At 66.4% G+C, this 15,416-nt stretch carries 15 protein-coding genes; 8 read left to right on the forward strand and 7 right to left on the reverse strand.

The window, feature by feature from the left end:
• The first annotated feature begins 64 nt into the window (after positions 1 to 64).
• The 3 genes from D187_RS20565 (at position 65) to D187_RS20575 (ending at position 1,599) form a co-directional block, all read left to right on the forward strand.
• Positions 65 to 496 (forward strand): hypothetical protein, encoded by a 432-nt coding sequence (locus D187_RS20565; RefSeq protein ID WP_002626435.1) that lies wholly within the window; start codon positions 65 to 67, stop codon positions 494 to 496.
• A 227-nt stretch (positions 497 to 723) separates the two neighbouring features.
• A complete protein-coding gene (locus D187_RS20570) occupies positions 724 to 1,044 on the forward strand; it encodes a hypothetical protein (RefSeq protein ID WP_002626437.1) in 321 nt (106 codons plus the stop codon).
• Between the two features lie 123 nt (positions 1,045 to 1,167).
• Positions 1,168 to 1,599, forward strand: coding sequence for a hypothetical protein (locus tag D187_RS20575; RefSeq protein WP_002626439.1), 432 nt, complete (start codon positions 1,168 to 1,170; stop codon positions 1,597 to 1,599).
• Positions 1,600 to 1,660: 61 nt separating this feature from the next.
• On the opposite strand, the gene D187_RS55305 is transcribed toward D187_RS20575, so the two are convergent.
• Positions 1,661 to 1,849: a hypothetical protein gene (locus D187_RS55305; protein WP_002626441.1), complete on the reverse strand. Its 189-nt coding sequence runs from the start codon at positions 1,847 to 1,849 to the stop codon at positions 1,661 to 1,663.
• 341 nt (positions 1,850 to 2,190) lie between these two features.
• On the opposite strand from D187_RS55305, the gene D187_RS20580 reads away from it, so the two are divergent.
• Positions 2,191 to 3,084 carry a M23 family metallopeptidase gene (locus D187_RS20580; protein ID WP_051256447.1) on the forward strand — a complete coding sequence of 298 codons (894 nt, stop codon included), beginning with the start codon at positions 2,191 to 2,193 and terminating at the stop codon, positions 3,082 to 3,084.
• Positions 3,085 to 3,090: 6 nt separating this feature from the next.
• Here D187_RS20580 and alr read toward each other — a convergent pair whose 3' ends face one another.
• Together alr and D187_RS20590 are read right to left on the reverse strand one after the other, a co-directional pair.
• Positions 3,091 to 4,296, reverse strand: coding sequence for an alanine racemase (alr, locus tag D187_RS20585; RefSeq protein ID WP_002626446.1), 1,206 nt, complete (start codon positions 4,294 to 4,296; stop codon positions 3,091 to 3,093).
• Between the two features lie 58 nt (positions 4,297 to 4,354).
• The gene (locus tag D187_RS20590) at positions 4,355 to 5,491 is read right to left on the reverse strand and encodes an NADH:flavin oxidoreductase/NADH oxidase (protein WP_002626448.1); all 1,137 of its coding nucleotides are present in this window, start codon (positions 5,489 to 5,491) and stop codon (positions 4,355 to 4,357) included.
• Positions 5,492 to 5,938: 447 nt separating this feature from the next.
• Here D187_RS20590 and D187_RS20595 point away from each other — a divergent pair, with 447 nt between their 5' ends.
• Entirely contained in the window at positions 5,939 to 6,325 is a 387-nt protein-coding gene (locus D187_RS20595) for a hypothetical protein (protein WP_002626452.1), read from the forward strand.
• Between the two features lie 54 nt (positions 6,326 to 6,379).
• Here the strand turns inward: D187_RS20595 and D187_RS20600 are convergent, their stop codons facing one another.
• On the reverse strand, positions 6,380 to 8,506 hold the full coding sequence (locus tag D187_RS20600; RefSeq protein WP_002626455.1) for a fibronectin type III domain-containing protein: 2,127 nt from the start codon (positions 8,504 to 8,506) through the stop codon (positions 6,380 to 6,382).
• A 121-nt stretch (positions 8,507 to 8,627) separates the two neighbouring features.
• Between D187_RS20600 and D187_RS52485 the strand changes: the two genes are divergently transcribed.
• Positions 8,628 to 8,834 (forward strand): Kelch repeat-containing protein, encoded by a 207-nt coding sequence (locus D187_RS52485; protein WP_002626456.1) that lies wholly within the window; start codon positions 8,628 to 8,630, stop codon positions 8,832 to 8,834.
• 210 nt (positions 8,835 to 9,044) lie between these two features.
• Here D187_RS52485 and D187_RS50140 read toward each other — a convergent pair whose 3' ends face one another.
• The gene (locus tag D187_RS50140) at positions 9,045 to 9,263 is read right to left on the reverse strand and encodes a hypothetical protein (protein ID WP_020918158.1); all 219 of its coding nucleotides are present in this window, start codon (positions 9,261 to 9,263) and stop codon (positions 9,045 to 9,047) included.
• A gap of 390 nt (positions 9,264 to 9,653) precedes the next feature.
• A complete protein-coding gene (locus D187_RS55310; protein WP_002626460.1) occupies positions 9,654 to 9,830 on the reverse strand; it encodes a hypothetical protein in 177 nt (58 codons plus the stop codon).
• 686 nt (positions 9,831 to 10,516) lie between these two features.
• On the opposite strand from D187_RS55310, the gene D187_RS20610 reads away from it, so the two are divergent.
• Positions 10,517 to 10,879, forward strand: coding sequence for a bleomycin resistance protein (locus tag D187_RS20610; protein WP_002626461.1), 363 nt, complete (start codon positions 10,517 to 10,519; stop codon positions 10,877 to 10,879).
• Positions 10,880 to 10,940: 61 nt separating this feature from the next.
• Here the strand turns inward: D187_RS20610 and D187_RS20615 are convergent, their stop codons facing one another.
• Positions 10,941 to 12,017: an alkene reductase gene (locus D187_RS20615; RefSeq protein ID WP_002626463.1), complete on the reverse strand. Its 1,077-nt coding sequence runs from the start codon at positions 12,015 to 12,017 to the stop codon at positions 10,941 to 10,943.
• 192 nt (positions 12,018 to 12,209) lie between these two features.
• On the opposite strand from D187_RS20615, the gene D187_RS20620 reads away from it, so the two are divergent.
• Positions 12,210 to 15,398, forward strand: coding sequence for a TonB-dependent receptor (locus D187_RS20620; protein WP_043430864.1), 3,189 nt, complete (start codon positions 12,210 to 12,212; stop codon positions 15,396 to 15,398).
• Positions 15,399 to 15,416: the final 18 nt, after the last annotated feature.

The raw sequence follows: 15,416 nt of genomic DNA on the forward strand, positions 1-15,416 counted from the left end.
AGGCGCTCGGGCGCGATGGGAGTTCCCGTTGCGGCGCGAGCGCCTTGTGTCATAGGACGGGCGCATGGAGCCCCTCGAGCGACAGTGGACGATAGGCCAACACACCTTCCACTTCGAGGCCCCCGATCTCCTCTGGTCGAAGCACCAGGGGTACTGCACCCTGGATGAGGCCATGCGGATGGTGAGCCTCTACCGGGAGCTGGGCGGGATTCGTCCCTTCTTCCTCCTGTCGGACATGGAGCAGGCCGAGGGAATGGAGTCGGAGGCCAAGCGCTATGTCAGCGAGAACCTCCGGCCCGAGTGGCTCCTGGGCGTCATCTATTTCAACGCACGGTTGCTGCACAAAGCCCTCGCCAGGGGCCTGCTCCTCGCCGCGCAGCTGAGCCGGTCGGAGGATGATCCTCCGCGGACGGAGGTTCACTTCGTCTCCACCCGGGACAGCGCACGAGCGCTCAGCGACCAGTTGCGCGCGCGGCGGGAGGAACACCGCGTCTGAGCAGGCGTCCTCGAGGCGCCGCGATCCGGGACCTCGTCGGTGGGCTGGTTCGTGTCACGCCAGGGAGGCGAGCGCTCGTCACCTTCCTCGGGAACTCCTCCTGGGTGGACGTGTGAGCGGGGTTGCGCCGGCCCGAGCGTCGGTTCCCTCCTCGTGGCTCCGTTCCCACCGTCATGAGGGGCCATCATGCGCGGAGGTGTTTCATGGCATCCCGAGGGCGTTTGGTAATGATGGTGCTGCTCATCATCCTGCTCAGTCTGGTGATGCAGGCGTGCATCGTCGTGCCCGTGGAGTCGCGGCCCCGGAGCCGTTCGGCCTATGGCTATGGAGGGAGCGGCTATTCCACCGACGTGGACCCACGCGAGGCCCAGCGGGAATGCTTCCGCGTGGCGCGTGACTTCAGGGGCTACCGGGGGGTTCGCGTGGGGGCCGTGGACGTGACGGGGCCCGAGACGGCCCGGGTCGAGCTGCGCGCCCGGACATATGGTGGCTACGTGCGCATGGGCTGCACGTACGACGCTCGGACCGGCCGCGCTTATGTCCCGTGAGGGAGCGCGCCTCCCGCCGGTGGGCTCCTGGCTTCTCCCTCCGTGTTTCCGGGTGCCACGACCCGAGGGGTAGGACCTCCCCCCCGTTGGCGATAGGAAGACCTTGTGTCATATGGAAGACATATGGCGCCCATCCAACGAAAGTGGACGATAGGGAGGAACACCTTCCACTTCGAGGCTCCCGATCTGCTCTGGGCGAAGTGGAAGGGGGAGTGCTCCCTGGATGAAGCCAGACTCCTGGTGAAACTCTACCGGGAGCTGGGCACGGTCCGCCCCTTCTTCATCCTGGGAGACATGGAGGAGGCCGGAGGGATCGAGGCGGAGGCCCGGCGCTATATCAACGAGCACGTCCGGCAGGAGTGGATGCTGGGCATCATCTATTTCAAGACGCGACTGCTGCACCGAGCCATCGCCAAGGGCCTGCTCCTCGCCGCGGAGATGACCCGGTCCGAGGGTGATCCCCCGAGCACGAAGATCTACTTCGTCTCCACGCGGGACAGGGCACGGGAACTCCTCGTCCAACTGCGAGCGCGGCAGGAGGAACACCGCGTCTGAAGGTTGGCCGTGATGGCTACACTTCCACGAACGCCATCACGAGACGGGGGCGGAGGGACCGCTAATCAGTGTGCGTGACGCCGCCATTGGTGGTCCCATTCGCCAGTGATGCGGAGCTGCTCTGGCCGCCCACGACGGCGTCCAGTTCGCGATCCTCCAGGACCCGCGGCTCCACTCCCATGGGAAGAGACTCGGACGCAGACTTCCCCTGCATGTTGTCCACGTGCTTCACGCTCCAAGACAATTTCATGGTGGATTCCCCTGTCTGCGTGGGACCCGAAGGCGGCGACCCGACGCGAGTCACAGATTCACGCCTGACAGCTCATATGTCAAGCAGGTTGATTTCATGCAAGTCTTTCCGGGTGGGAGGGCTCCAGAGCATGATTGGGTAATTGAAGATAGTCATGTCTTGCGATTTGCATATGACTGTCTCTCGTTCCTGCTCGGTCCGAGGATCCGGTGTTCTCGGGTCTGGTTGCGCGGTAGATGAACGCGAAGTCCTCCGCCACGCCGAGGACGAAGAGGAGGGCGCCTCCGCCCCTGGAAATGGTTTGTTGGGAGTCCCCGGATTTCCGTCTTATAACGGGGGGCATGTCGTCTCCCGTGATCGTCTGCCTCTGGCTGCGCTTCGCGCGGCGCTTGCTTCCCCTCGCCCTGGGCCTCGTGGCTCTGGGGGCCGAGGCTCGTCCGAGTCTTTCCGTGCAACCGCGGACGGCGAAGCCTGGTGATCCCGTGCTCATCACCCTCCGGGGCTTCGAGACGCCCCCCACGGGCACGCTCGATGGACGTGCCTTGCGGTTCTTCAAGGCGCGAGACACCTTCCAGGCGCTCGTCGGGCTCTCGGTGGAGCAGCCCGTGGGCACGGTGGACGTGAAGGTCGTCGGCCCCGAGTCGGCAGGGGGTGAGCCGGTGGAGCTCGTCGAGCGCCTGCAGGTGGTGACGCCGGGCTATCCGGAGCGGCGGCTTCAAGTGGCGAGCAAGTACATCGAGCCTCCAGAGTCCGTGAAGGCCCGGCTGGCGGAGGATCAGGCCGCGCTCACCGCCGCTTTTTCCCAGGAATTGTCCCCCCTGTTGTTCCAGCGCAACTTCGCCTGGCCGCGGCGCAAGCGAATCACCGCGCACTTCGGAGACCGCCGCTCCTTCAATGGCAAGCTACAGAGGCAGCACTTCGGCACGGACATCGCGGGCGCCATGGGCGCTCCGATCCGCGCGGCCAACGATGGCGTGGTGGTGATGACGCGCGACAACTACAGCGAGGGCAACTCCGTGCTCGTCTACCACGGCGGGGGCCTGTACACGACCTACTTCCACCTCTCGGGCTTCTCCGTGAAGGAAGGGGCGAAGGTGAAGCAGGGGCAGAAGCTGGGCGTCGTGGGGAGGACGGGCCGTGTCACCGGCCCGCATCTGCACTGGGGCGTGAAGATCGATGGCGTCTGGGTGGATTCCGAGACGCTGCTCAAGCTGGACTTCTTCGCTCCCCCGTAGCCCCGGCTACTCGGACTTCGCCACCCGGGGGTTGGCCCTGCCCCAGCCCATGCGGAGCTCGTCGATGAGCGTGCCCGCCCCCTGCTGCAGTTCCGCCTGGGTGATGGCGTTGACGCCCTGATGGCCGAACAGCACGACCTCGTCACCGGGTTGGACGTCCGGAGCTTCCGTGACATCGACCATGAACGTGTTCATGGAAATCCTCCCGACGACGGGATGGCGACGTCCCCGGATGAGGACATGCCCCTGGTTCGAGAAGTCGCGCCGGTAGCCGTCGGCGTAACCCATGGGGATGTTCGCGAGCAGGGAGTCTCGCTGCAAGGTGGCCGTGCGGTCATAGCCAATCGTGCTCCCAGCCGGATAGGCATTGACGGAAGCCACGCGGGTCTTCACCTCCATCACCTGTTTGAACTCCGGATGCGCGTCCATGGTCTCCCCATAGATGGCGCCTCCGGGACGGACCATGTCGAGATGACTCTCCGGGACGTCCAGGGTCGCGAAGGAGTTGGCGCAATGGAGGAGGAGCTTGCCGCGGTCCAGGTGCCCCTGTTCGATAATCCACGCCGCTTCCTCCTTGAAGAGGGCGAGTCCGCGCAGGACATCCTCCCGGTCCTCCACCGGCAACTGGGTCATGATTCCGGTGAGCTGGAGGTGGGGGAGTTTCAGGAGTTCGAGCGCGTCGCTCTTGCCTCGCGCCGTGCTCAATTCGAGGCCATTGCGACCCACGCCCCGCGCGTTGAGATCGAGGTGGATGGGGATGGTCCGGGCATGCCGCTGGCCAATGTCCGAGATGTGCTTCGCATGCGCGAGGTTTCCGACCAGTTCCTCGAGCGCATAGGGCAATGCGTCCTCGACTTCCTGGGGCGTCGCGGTCCGGATCCGGACCAGCCTTCCGCCGAATCCTCCGTCCCGTACGCGCTGGGCGTCCTCATTGCTGGCGATGGCGACGCACGGGACACTCAAGGACACGATCGATGGAATGAGGAGGTCGATTCCGTGTCCGTAGGCGTCGGCCTTCATGACCGCGCAGAGTTGGGTCTTGTCCGACAGCCGGGCCTTCACGGTGCGGAGGTTGTGCTCGAAGGCCTTCGTGTTGATCTCCACCCAGGCATTGGAGACGTGGGCGCGGGGGACGGAGGTCCCCGGATGCGCCCGACAGTTCAGGAGGAACAGCGGGGCGACGAGCACGAGCAGCATTCGAGCATGAGACATCGAAGAGTCTCTTGTGGGCATGGTGTGAACCTTTTCAAGCGATGGCCAGTGCCGTCCGTCAGGTGCTCTTGAGCATCCGCCGTGTCTTCTCCCGGTTGGCGAGCCAGTGGCCCGACTGGATGGGCCAATCCTGGAAGTCGAGCGGATTGGCCTCCAGCGCGCGCCGCGCGTTCAGGGGCCATTGGGGCGCGGCGAGGGCCTCGCGCGCCAGGGCCACCAAGTCCGCCCGGCCCTCCGCCACGATGGCTTCCGCCTGCGCGGCCTCGGTGATGAGACCCACCGCGATGGTGCGCAGGCCCGTCTCCTCGCGCACGCGCTGGGCGAAACCCACCTGATAGCCAGGGCCGGAGGGGCCCTTGAACTCCTTGGCCACGCCTCCCGAGGAGCAGTCGAGCACGTCGACGCCTCGTTTCTCCAACTCCCGGGCGAAGGCCACGGTGTCCTCCAGGGTCCAGCCCCCCTCGACGCCGTCGATGGAGGAGACCCGGACGAACACGGGCTTGTCCTGGGGCCAGATCGCGCGGACGCCCTCGATGACCTCGAGCGGAAAGCGCATCCGGTTGTCCCGCGTGCCGCCGTAGCGATCCGTGCGCCGGTTGGCCACGGGCGAGAGGAATTCATTGAGCAGGTAGCCATGCGCGCAGTGCACCTCGACGATGTCGAAGCCCGCCTGGAGTGCCCGCTGGGCGGCGGAACGCCAGGCCTGGCGCAGACGCTCGAGGCCCTCGTCCGTCAGGGCGCCGGGAACCTGCCAGCCCTCGGCGTGGGGCAGGGCGCTCGGCGCCACCGTGGGCCAGGGGCCTTCCCCTCGCGCGTCCGCGTCCGCCTGGGTCAGCGAGACGTCTCCCTCCCAGGGCCGCTGCCGCGAGCCCTTGCGCCCCGCGTGTCCGAGCTGGATGGCCGGCACCGCTCCGTGGGCGCGCAGGAAGGTGGAGATGCGGGCGAGTGGCGCGATCTGCGCATCGTTCCACAACCCCATGTCTCCGTGCGTGATGCGACCCTCGGGCGAGACGCCGGTGGCCTCCACGAACACGATGCCAAAGCCTCCGAGCGCGAACCGTCCCAGGTGCGCGAGATGGTAGTCGGTCGCGATACCGTCGACCGCAGAGTACTGGCACATGGGTGAGACGACGAGGCGATTGCGCGCACGCACGCCGCGCAAGGTGATGGGTTCGAAGAGCTTCAGCGATGACATAGGACCTCCCCCAATCGTGAGCACTGCCGCGCGACTGTCGCGCTTGCCAGGGGCGGGGTTTTAACCAAGGACGCCGTGACAGGCGAGAGGACAGACGAGCGGGTGTGACCGACGGCATCCCTCGGGGGAGCGGTCACCTCGGTTTTTCCCGAGGCAGAAGAAGGATGCAAGCCTGTTGAAGGCGAGGACGATGGCGGAGGAGCCGAGGGCCGCGCCTGCCCGCGCCCACTGCTCCACGCGGGACAGGGCACGGGAACTTCTCGTCCAACTGCGTGCGCGGCGGGAGGAACACCGCGTTTGATGGGCCTTCGCTGGAACCTGGACCGCGCCGCGGACGCCCTGAAGACGACCCGGGCGGAGCTGATTCTCCGCCTGCGCGACGCGGGCTTCGGCTATCTCCTCGAGGACTCCGTGAAGTAGCACCCCTCGATACTCCTGGAGCCTGGGATGTTCATTCGCTTCGTCATCAACAGACTCGATCCGGATTCAGGCCGACGTCAGGGAATACTGCAAGCCTCGAGGGAACTCAGGGACGATGGCCTCCTGCTGCCCGAGGAACAGGAGGTGTGCGATGAAGTATTCACCTGGCTTTTCGACAATCTTGACAGACCCGACACGTTCTCCCGTTCGCGGAAGAGTCATGCCGCGAAGGTCGCGCTGAGCTGGTTCAAGTCGACGGCGAGAGAGCACATCGCGCGCATGCATGTGCTGGCCAGGGTCCTGGAGGCGCATGGGCTCCAGGTGGACGTCATCGAGGAGCGGCGACCCGGGTACATCGTCCATGAGGACGAGTATCAGGTCGTCGCCGAGCCCTTTCAGGAGACGTGCACCTGAGCTCCAGCGCCAAGACGGGTCCCCGATGGCGGAGACCCGTCTTTCAAGGGCGGCCTACTGCAACTGGTAGAGGAACGAGCGCACCGCGCCCTGGGGTTGCAAGGCCGCGTCCGGGTAGGAATCCACGGTGGTTCCACCCAGCGAGGGATTGTCTCCCTGGAAGAACAGGTTGATGAGGGAGGGATTGTTCACCCAGGCCCGCGGGACGAAGAGCTCGGCGTTCAGGCCACCCCAGCTGAAGCCCGCCGTTCCCACCGAGGTCCACTGCCAATCCAGACCCGTGCCCGTGTAGCGGTAGAGGCTCGTGCCCAGGAGGACGAACTCGGCGCCCACGGGGAACTGGTCCCCGCCGCCCCGGAAGCCCGTGGAGCGGGTGTTGTCGGTGTCCAGGTACACCGAGAAGGCGGCGTTGAGCTGGGTGATGGAGACGTGGTTCTGCAGGGCGAGGTAGAGGTTGTTGGCGTCGTGGGCGAGCCAGGCCCGGGCCCAGTCCGCCACATCACCGGACGCCGTGGCGTCCTGGGGGTCCACCGGGAACGACGTCAACGCGGCCCAGTCGGAGAGGTCTCCATTCACGTTGATGCTGGCATTGGGGTTGGACACGTAGGTGGGCACCGTGATGGACAGGGTCACCGTGTTGGTGTCCTCGTGCGGCACGGAGGCGCTGTCCTCCGCGCGCACCCGGAAGTAATGCGTCCCGGGCGTCAGGCCGGTGACGGTGTACTGGTTGGCGAACTTCGTCGTCGGATCCGTGGACCAGCCCTCCCCGACCTCGAAGTTCACCTGGGCATACTTGACCGGATTGCCGAAGGTGGACGAGGTGGAACGGTAGAGGTTGTAGCGGACCGGGAGGCTTTGATCTCGCGCCACGTCCCAGTGGACGACGACCTCTCCGGGCCGTGACGTGAGGGACAGGCGCTGGACGCCCACGCGGTCCGGCACGTCCGGGAAGGCGGGATTGATGACCTCGGCATAGGCGGCGGTGCTGTCCCAGACGGGCGCGGCGGTATCGGCCGCGGGCGGATGGGTGGAGACATAGGTGCCCAGGGTGTCCAACTGCCCGGTGGGCGCGATGTACTCCACCCAGCCGTTCTTGATGGCGGTCTCCTGGAGCGCCTGCGCGGACAGGGCCGCGCCACGGCCCATGTCGTAGTCGAGGCTGAAGACGGTGAAGCCATCGGGACGGTTGGCCTCGGCCATGAGCTTCTGCGCGTAGTTGTCCCGGTTGACGGGCAGGTAGGGACTCAGGCCGGTGTGGGAGGCATCACTGTCGAGGGCGTAGCTCTCGAACAGGGCGGCATGGATGTAGGGCCGCAGGGAGTATTGGTACGGCCGGATGCCATGGGTCGGGTTGGCGATGAGCGGATTGAAGAAGAACGTCCCCCGGTTGGCGAAGACGATCTTCCCCGGGTAGCTGTCGTGGATGAACTTCACCGTCTTCTGCATTTCCGGAGCGACCCAGGCGTAATACCCCCAGGCATTCACATACGGTCCGGCCGTGTCGAGGGTGTCCAGGAAGAACCCATCGAAGCCGAAGTCGTGGGTGCGATCGATGTCCGTCGCGCTCGTCCGGGCACCCGCCAGCTGCTTGAGGCCCGCCACACTGCGATTGGCCAGGGACGTGGCGGGAACGCCTCCAATGCGCTGCTCGTTGAGCACCCAGCGCCAGTCATCATTGGGCCAGATGAAGAACCCCCCGAAGTTCGTGTTCACGTCCGGCAGCCCATCCGAGACGTACTGGCCCTGGCTGGAGCTCCAGAGCTGGTCCACGTAGAAGGACGCGACGCCGCCATTGGCCGGCACGATCTTGCTCGCGTCGTACCCCGTGCTCCCCCCGATGTAGCGGACCGGCCCCTGTCCGTTGCCCACGATGGGAATGGGGTTGCCCGCGGCATCGTGCGGCGCCGGGTCCTCGCCCACGCTGATGTAGGCGATGACCTTCACGCCCGCGCCCTGCAACTCGGCCACGACGCGGGGCGTGAGCTGCGCCGAGTTGGTGGGATGCAGGACGACGAGGTTCGCCTGCTTCAGGGTCGCGAGGACCGTCGGGCCGTAGTCCTGGCCGTAGTAGACCAGGAACCGGCTCGAGGACGTGATGCCCGGCACGCGGCTCGCGGCGGAAACCGCCGCGGGCGCACCCGCCAGGGCGAGGGACAGCAGGAGACCCAGACTTCGTTTCATTGGATGAACTCCCTCAGGTTGTTCGAGCAGGACCGCCGGAACACGCTACCCGAAACCCCTGGGCCATTCGTTTCACTCCGTGGAATTCGTCTCCGCGAGGACGTGCCGGTCGTAGACGGCGGTGAAGCGCGGAGTCGTCACGGGAGGCTCCGGTTGGAGTGGCACCCTCGCCTCGGCGGAGGTGTACGACCCGGCCACGGGTACCTGGAGCCCGACGGGCTCCATGGCCACGTCCCGCTACCGTCACACGGCGACGCTGCTGCGCAACGGCAGGGTGCTCGTCACGGGAGGCTCCTACAGCGGCACCTCGGAGCTGTACACGCCCTGAGCCACCGGGTCCCGCGTCGCCAGCGGGTGTGGCGGGGCGGATGACCCCTGAGTCCAGGGGGAGTGGCACCCGAGGCACGGCCTTCCGTGTCCCGGGTGCCCTTCTGTCGGACGGTGGCCTTACGGAATGCCGCGGGCTGAGGCAGCGGACAGGACGGAGCCGAAGAAGGTGGCTTCAGTTCCCTCCTGTCCCGAGGCCGAGAACTCTCGCTCAGTCGAGCTTGTAGAGATTCGGGTCCTGAACGACGAAGCGATTCGAGACACCGCCATAGGCAGCATTGAAGTCCTGGCGATGCTGCATGTAGACATCACTGTAGTTGTGCGCCGCGATGAGGCTCTTCTCCTTGAATTTGATGATCCGTGCCTCGTGGCCGAGGACGTCCTTGCCGGGGTTGTTCATGAAGCTCGTGCTGCCTTCCACGCCGAACAAGTAGATCGGACTTGTTTTCCTTCTTGAGCTGCTCGGCGACTTCGCCGAGCGCGCGGCTGGTGATGAGGCCACCCTGGCTGTGTGCCATCAAATGGACCTTTTTGCCCGCCCTCAGCTCGCCGAGGACGATATCCCTCATCGAGTCCACCGCCAGGTTCTTGCCCGTGTTGAGCTTGTCGCCCACGCTCTGCACCAAGTCCCCGGCGAAGCCGTCGGTGGCGTTGTGGATGCCAATGACACTGGCGCCTGTCGCATCGGCGGTGGCCTGAAGGGCTTGCTTCTGCTGGCTCAGGTCCGTATTGATGCCATTGACCTGGATGATGAGTTCGTTTTTTTTGTCTCTCCAGTTCTTCGGCTCGAAGGCCGTGAGATCCCCCGGCTTGATGGCGCTCAGATCTTCGTTCCCTGGAGGTCGTCCATCTTGATGGCCTTATCGACGCCAACGATAGCTCCGTCGTACTCCGAGTCATTGGAGCGCTTCTGGAGGTTGACGTTTTCAACGCCAAATGTCTCGGCCAGGTCCTGGATGACCTCGGGATTGTTGAGGTCGAGCCCGGAGAGGTCCAAGATCTCCTCAGACCTGTTCGCCGTAGAGCGCTCGGATGTGCCATTCGGCGTCTCCCATGCCAAAGGGGGGCAAGTGGTCGCCTCTCATGAAATCAAGAGCTTGGCTCAAGGGGTGGGGCTCGTGGCTGGTGACTGGAGTCACCCTTGATGCCTGCTGTCACCAGGGCGGATGCGACGAGGGGTGATACGGAACGGGACCTCGCACCGCTCTTCGGCCTGCTGAAACAAGGGGTGCTCGAGGCGGTAGATCCTCATGAGGGATGGAGCGTGTCGATGTCATAGCGAGGCGTTGCCAATCCTCACCTTCTTGCCCTCCTTCACCGAGGCCACCAGGACGAGGCGCTGTTCGACCCTGGGGCGGAGGGGCGAGGTGACCTGGACCTCGAGGTGGCGCGTCGTGGTGGGGGCATGCGTCGTCAGGCAATGGCGAGGGATGCCGCCCAGCGGCGGTAACGGGAGACGGACGGGGTCGAGGGCATCGAGTGATTCAGTGAAGGGGGCTGCACCATGGGGCTCCTTTCCGAGAGCAGACTAGGGATGGGGGTGGACGCCTTGGCGTTCATCCCGGTGGATCGGACGGAGGCGCGGCGCCGGACGGGATCGTCCTGACGCGCTGTCACCCCCATCCCCGCCCTTCCCCCATCAAGGGAGGAAAGGGAGATCGAAAGCTGTATTAAGTTGGACGCATGACCGATCACGCCACTCCGAACCTGCCGTCCCGCGACTTCGAGACGACCGCCCGCTTCTACGCGGCGCTGGGGTTCGAGCCGTCTTGGCGCGACGCCGGCTGGATGATCCTGAAGCGCGGCGACCTGACGCTGGAATTCTTCCCGTATCCGGACCTGGATCCGGCCAGCAGTTCGTTCAGCTGCTGCCTGCGCCTGGACGACCTCGACGGCTTCTACGGCGTCTGCAAGGCCGCCGAGATCCCCGAGAAGACCACCGGCTGGCCTCGCCTGCATCCGCCGCGGGACATGGGTCCGATCGTCATGGCGGCGCTGATTGATCCGGATTGCACGCTGGTCCGGCTGATCCAGAACGCGGACTAGCCGAAAACCCATGGGCCATTCGTTTCACTCCGAGAGCTTCGGGCGGGTGGGGAGGCCGTGGTCAGGAGGCGCGGGGATAGTCCACGTAGCCTTCCGTCCCCTGGGAGTACCAGGTCGCCATGTTGTCCTTGGCGAGCGGCAGCTTCTTGGCCAGACGCTGCGGCAGGTCCGGGTTGGAGATGAACGGACGGCCAAACGTGATGGCGTCGGCGACGCCCGCGTCCAGTTCCCCTTGGGCCCGCGTCAGGTCGTAATCCGAGTTCAAGATCAAGACGCCCTTGAAGCCACGGCGGATCGCCGGCGCCAGCGGCGGCCGCTCCCCCTTGCCAAAGGTGCCATCGAGCGGCGGCTCGCGCAGTTCCAGGAAGGCGACACCCAGGGACGACAGCGCCTGGGCGGCGGCGACGAACAGGGGCTCGGGATTGCTGTCGTTGACGCCCTGGCTGTCACCATTCGGAGACAGGCGCACGCCCGTGCGGTCCGCGCCCACCGTGTCGACGAGCACCCGCGCCACCTCGCTCAGCAGGCGGATGCGGTTCTCGATGGGGCCGCCATAGGCATCGTCGCGGAGGTTGGAGTTGTCGCGCAGGAACTGGTCGATGAGGTAGCCATTGGCGGCGTGCAGCTGCACCCCGTCGAAGCCCGCCTTCATCGCGTTGCTCGCGGCGCGCCGGTAGTCCTCGATCAGGCCCGGAATCTCCTCCAGGCGCAGGGGCCGCGCCTGCACATAGGGCTGCTTGCCCTCGTAGGTGTGCGCGCGGCCGGGCGCCGTGGTCGCGGAGGCCGAGACCGGCTGTGCACCCCCGAGGTAGCTCGGATGGACGATCCGGCCCATGTGCCAGAGCTGCGCCACGATCCGGCCCCCGGCGGCGTGGACCGCGTCGGTGGCCTTGCGCCAGCCGGCGACCTGCTCGGCGGACCACAGCCCCGTGGCATAGGGCCAGCCCAGGCCCTGCTGGGAGATTCCAATGGCCTCGGAGATGATCAACCCCGCGCTGGCGCGCTGCGCGTAGTAGTCCGCCATGATGGGCGTGGGCACGTGCTCGCGCGTGCCCCGGGCCCGCGTCAGGGGCGCCATCAGAATGCGGTTGGGCGCCTCGATGGCGCCAAGTCGGATCGGATCGAAGAGAGTCGGCATGGTTGCTCCTTGTTGGCCAGCCAGGATGCGCGACCCAGCGAAATGTCGCCAGGGCCGTGGGGTTCACCGCGCGAATGTCTTATGCTAGCGAGAAGGTGGTGCGGCGGGGCCCATCGCGCCCGCCATCCACCGTGACAACGGGTGCGCCTCGGCTATTTTCGCGCACCTTTGGGGTTGCGAGGGGGTTCCAGCATGAAGGCAAGGCGGAGTCTCCGGTCCACGGGAGTGATCGTGGCCGCGGGGTTGTCCTATGGGACGGTGGCGAGCGCGGACAGCGTGATTCTCGGGACGGTGCTCGACGCCGAGACCCGGACTCCAGTTGCGGACGTGGTCATCACGGCCACCTCGCCCGGGCTCCAAGGGGAACAGGTGGTGGTGACGGACGCCCAGGGGCAGTACCGCCTTCCCCAGCTGCCGCCGGGCGTGTACGTCCTGCGCTTCGACAAGGAAGCCTTCAGCCCCTACTCCCGCCCGGACATCCAGCTGCGGCTGGACCGCACCCTGCGCGTCAACGTGGAGCTGCTGCCCGAGAACGCCTCGCGGACCCTCACGCTCGAGCTCGAGGGCGTGGCGCCGACCCTCGACGTGGGCTCGACGGCCACGGGCCTCAACGTCGACCAGGACTTCATCCGGCGCATCGCGGTGAACCGTCCGGGCGGCAAGGCGGGCGCCGCCCGCTCCTTCGAGAGCCTCGCGGAACTGGCGCCGGGCGCCCAGAACGACGCGTATGGCGTGTCCCTCAACGGCACCACCTCGCCGGAGAACGGGTACGTGGTGGACGGCCTGTCCAACAACGATCCCGCCTTCGGCGTCAACGCGAGCCCCCTGAGCGTGGAGTTCGTGCAGGACATCAACATCATCACCGGCGGCTACATGCCGGAGTACGGCCGCTCCACGGGCGGGGTGCTCAACGCGGTGACGAAGTCCGGCTCCAACGAGTTCCACGGCTCCGTCTTTGGCACCGTCACCCCGGGAGCCTTCGAGGCCACCCGGACCCAGGTGGCCAGCGCCTCCTCGGTGATCGCGGGCCGCAACGCCCTGGACGTGCTGGGCGACGTGGGCGCCACCCTCGGCGGTCCCCTCCTCGAGGACAAGCTGTGGTTCTTCGTCGGGGTGTCTCCCAATTACAGCCACTACACGCACACGCGTTCGATCAACGCCTACCAGACGGAACTCGACGCCTCGGGCCAGGTCGTGGTGAAGACAGATGACCACGGCATCAACCTGTTCACGGAGATTCCAGGCTCGGTGCGGCGGATCGGCGCCCAGGCGCGAAGCCTGCAGTACCTCGGCAAGCTGACGTATCTGTTCAACCCGGATCACCACCTCTCCCTGTCCGTCTCGGGCACGCCGACCTCGTCGGGGGGACGGGACACCCTCGCCATCAACCCGTTGACGGGCCTCGTGCCCTCCGTGCTCTCCGGCAACCCCGACGCCGAGAACTTCTATACCCAGGCGGCGTCGAGCACGACGTCCACCGCGCTCAAATACTCGGGCTCCTCCGCCGACAAGAGACTCCTCATCGACGCCACCCTCGGCTGGTTCCACCAGACGTCGTCCCTGCTGCCCTCGGACGGCTCGCGGGTGGGCTCCACCTCGGGCCTGGCGGGCCTGGCGGCGGTCAACTACATGGCCCCGCGGCCCATCTACGCCTACGAGCCCGAGCTCACCGAGGCCCGGGCGGCGTGCACCCAGAACGGGGAGACGACGGGGCTCCTGGCCTGCCCGGTGACCTCGTACCTCGCGGGGGGGCCCGGCTACATCAACTCGGCCCGGCTGGACCGCGTCCAGGCCAACGCCAAGGTCACCTACCTGCTCAAGGCCCTGGGTACCCATGTGTTCAAGCTGGGCGCGGACGTGGAGTTGCTGCGCTATGACAATCTCAAGGCCTACTCGGGGTCCGTGTACCTGCTCGAGGCCACCAATGGGGCCAACTGGGTGGACGTCCGCCGCTATGGCTATCTGTCCGGTCCGGACATGGCCACCAGCCTGCCCTTCCTGCATACGGTGACCGGCAGCAACACGTCGGGCGGCTTCCTGCAGGACAGCTGGACGATCGGCCAGCGCGTGACGCTCAACGTCGGCGTGCGCTACGACACCCAGTGGCTCTACGCCGGTGACGGCAGTCTGGCCTTCACGCTGCCCCACGAGCTCTCCCCGCGCCTGGGGGTGGTCGTGGATCCGCTGGCCAACGGCCGCATGAAGCTGTACGCCAACTTCGCGCGCTACTACGAGCAGGTGCCCATCAACGTGCTGGACCGCGCCTTCCCGCTCGAGCCGCGCTATGTGGCCAAGCATGCCGCGGGCGTGGGCAGGTGCGATCCGGCCACCCTCCCGACGCGGGAAGGTCAGGCCACCTGCCTGGCGGACTCCAACCTGGAGCTGTTCAACGGCGACGCGGGCCTCGCGCTCTCCGACCCGAGCTTCCTGCACTTCGGAGGCAAGGCCGACCTCGTGCCCGTGGAGCCCACCCTCCAACCCCAGTCCTCGGACGAAGTGCTATTGGGCGCCGAGTACGAGTTGCCGGCCCACATCCGCGTCGGTGCGTCCTACATGCACCGCTCGATGAACCTGATCATCGAGGACATGAGCCGGGATGGGGGCAACTCGCGCTTCCTGGGCAACCCGGGCGTGGGCTTCGCCCAGGAGTTCCCCAAGGGGACGCGCGACTACGACGCGGTGACGGTGTTCCTCGGCCACACCTTCAGCGAGGGCTGGCTGGCGCAGGCGAGCTACACCTGGTCACGGCTGTATGGCAATTACTCGGGCCTGTTCCGCCCGGAGACCAATCAACTGGATCCGAACTTCAACTCGGACTTCGACCTGGTGACGCTGATGGAGAACCGCGCGGGGCTCCTGCCCTTCGACCGGCCCCATGCCATCAAGCTGTTCGGCGCCAGGGAGTTCGAGCTCTCCCGGGAGCTGAGCGCGAGCCTGGGGCTGTCGTACCGCGGCAACTCCGGCATTCCCATCAGCTACCTCGGCGCGCACCCGATCTACGGCCCCAACGAGGCATTCATCCTGGCCCGTGGCTCCGCGGGCCGCACGCCGTGGGTGAACACCCTCGATGCGAATGTCGGGCTGAACTACCGCCTGAACAAGACGCACGTGCTGTCGCTCAGCGTGGACGTGTTCAACCTCTTCAACTTCCAGCAGGTCACGAACGTGGACGAGGCCTATACCTTCCAGAGCGTGCTCCCCATCACGGGGGGCAAGACGGCCGGAGGGACCCTGACGGCGGATCAGGTCTCCGTCCTCGACCCCGCCACGGGCCTGCCCGCCGGCAAGCTGTCCGCGGACGACGTGAACAAGAACTTCAAACAGCCCACCGCCTACCAGAGCCCGCGGCAGATCCGTCTGGGCCTCAAGTACACCTTCTAGCCCTCCCGAGAATTGGAG

Origin of the sequence: Cystobacter fuscus DSM 2262, from assembly GCF_000335475.2 — a bacterium.
In the GTDB taxonomy this organism is placed as follows: Bacteria; Myxococcota; Myxococcia; order Myxococcales; family Myxococcaceae; genus Cystobacter; species Cystobacter fuscus.

Coding starts and splice junctions, on each gene's coding strand:
- D187_RS20565 (WP_002626435.1), top strand. CDS start 65: ATGGAGCCCCTCGAGCGACAGTGGACGATAGGCCAACACACCTTCCAC.
- D187_RS20570 (WP_002626437.1), top strand. CDS start 724: ATGATGGTGCTGCTCATCATCCTGCTCAGTCTGGTGATGCAGGCGTGC.
- D187_RS20575 (WP_002626439.1), top strand. CDS start 1,168: ATGGCGCCCATCCAACGAAAGTGGACGATAGGGAGGAACACCTTCCAC.
- D187_RS55305 (WP_002626441.1), bottom strand. CDS start 1,849: ATGAAATTGTCTTGGAGCGTGAAGCACGTGGACAACATGCAGGGGAAG.
- D187_RS20580 (WP_051256447.1), top strand. CDS start 2,191: ATGTCGTCTCCCGTGATCGTCTGCCTCTGGCTGCGCTTCGCGCGGCGC.
- alr (WP_002626446.1), bottom strand. CDS start 4,296: ATGTCTCATGCTCGAATGCTGCTCGTGCTCGTCGCCCCGCTGTTCCTC.
- D187_RS20590 (WP_002626448.1), bottom strand. CDS start 5,491: ATGTCATCGCTGAAGCTCTTCGAACCCATCACCTTGCGCGGCGTGCGT.
- D187_RS20595 (WP_002626452.1), top strand. CDS start 5,939: ATGTTCATTCGCTTCGTCATCAACAGACTCGATCCGGATTCAGGCCGA.
- D187_RS20600 (WP_002626455.1), bottom strand. CDS start 8,506: ATGAAACGAAGTCTGGGTCTCCTGCTGTCCCTCGCCCTGGCGGGTGCG.
- D187_RS20610 (WP_002626461.1), top strand. CDS start 10,517: ATGACCGATCACGCCACTCCGAACCTGCCGTCCCGCGACTTCGAGACG.
- D187_RS20615 (WP_002626463.1), bottom strand. CDS start 12,017: ATGCCGACTCTCTTCGATCCGATCCGACTTGGCGCCATCGAGGCGCCC.
- D187_RS20620 (WP_043430864.1), top strand. CDS start 12,210: ATGAAGGCAAGGCGGAGTCTCCGGTCCACGGGAGTGATCGTGGCCGCG.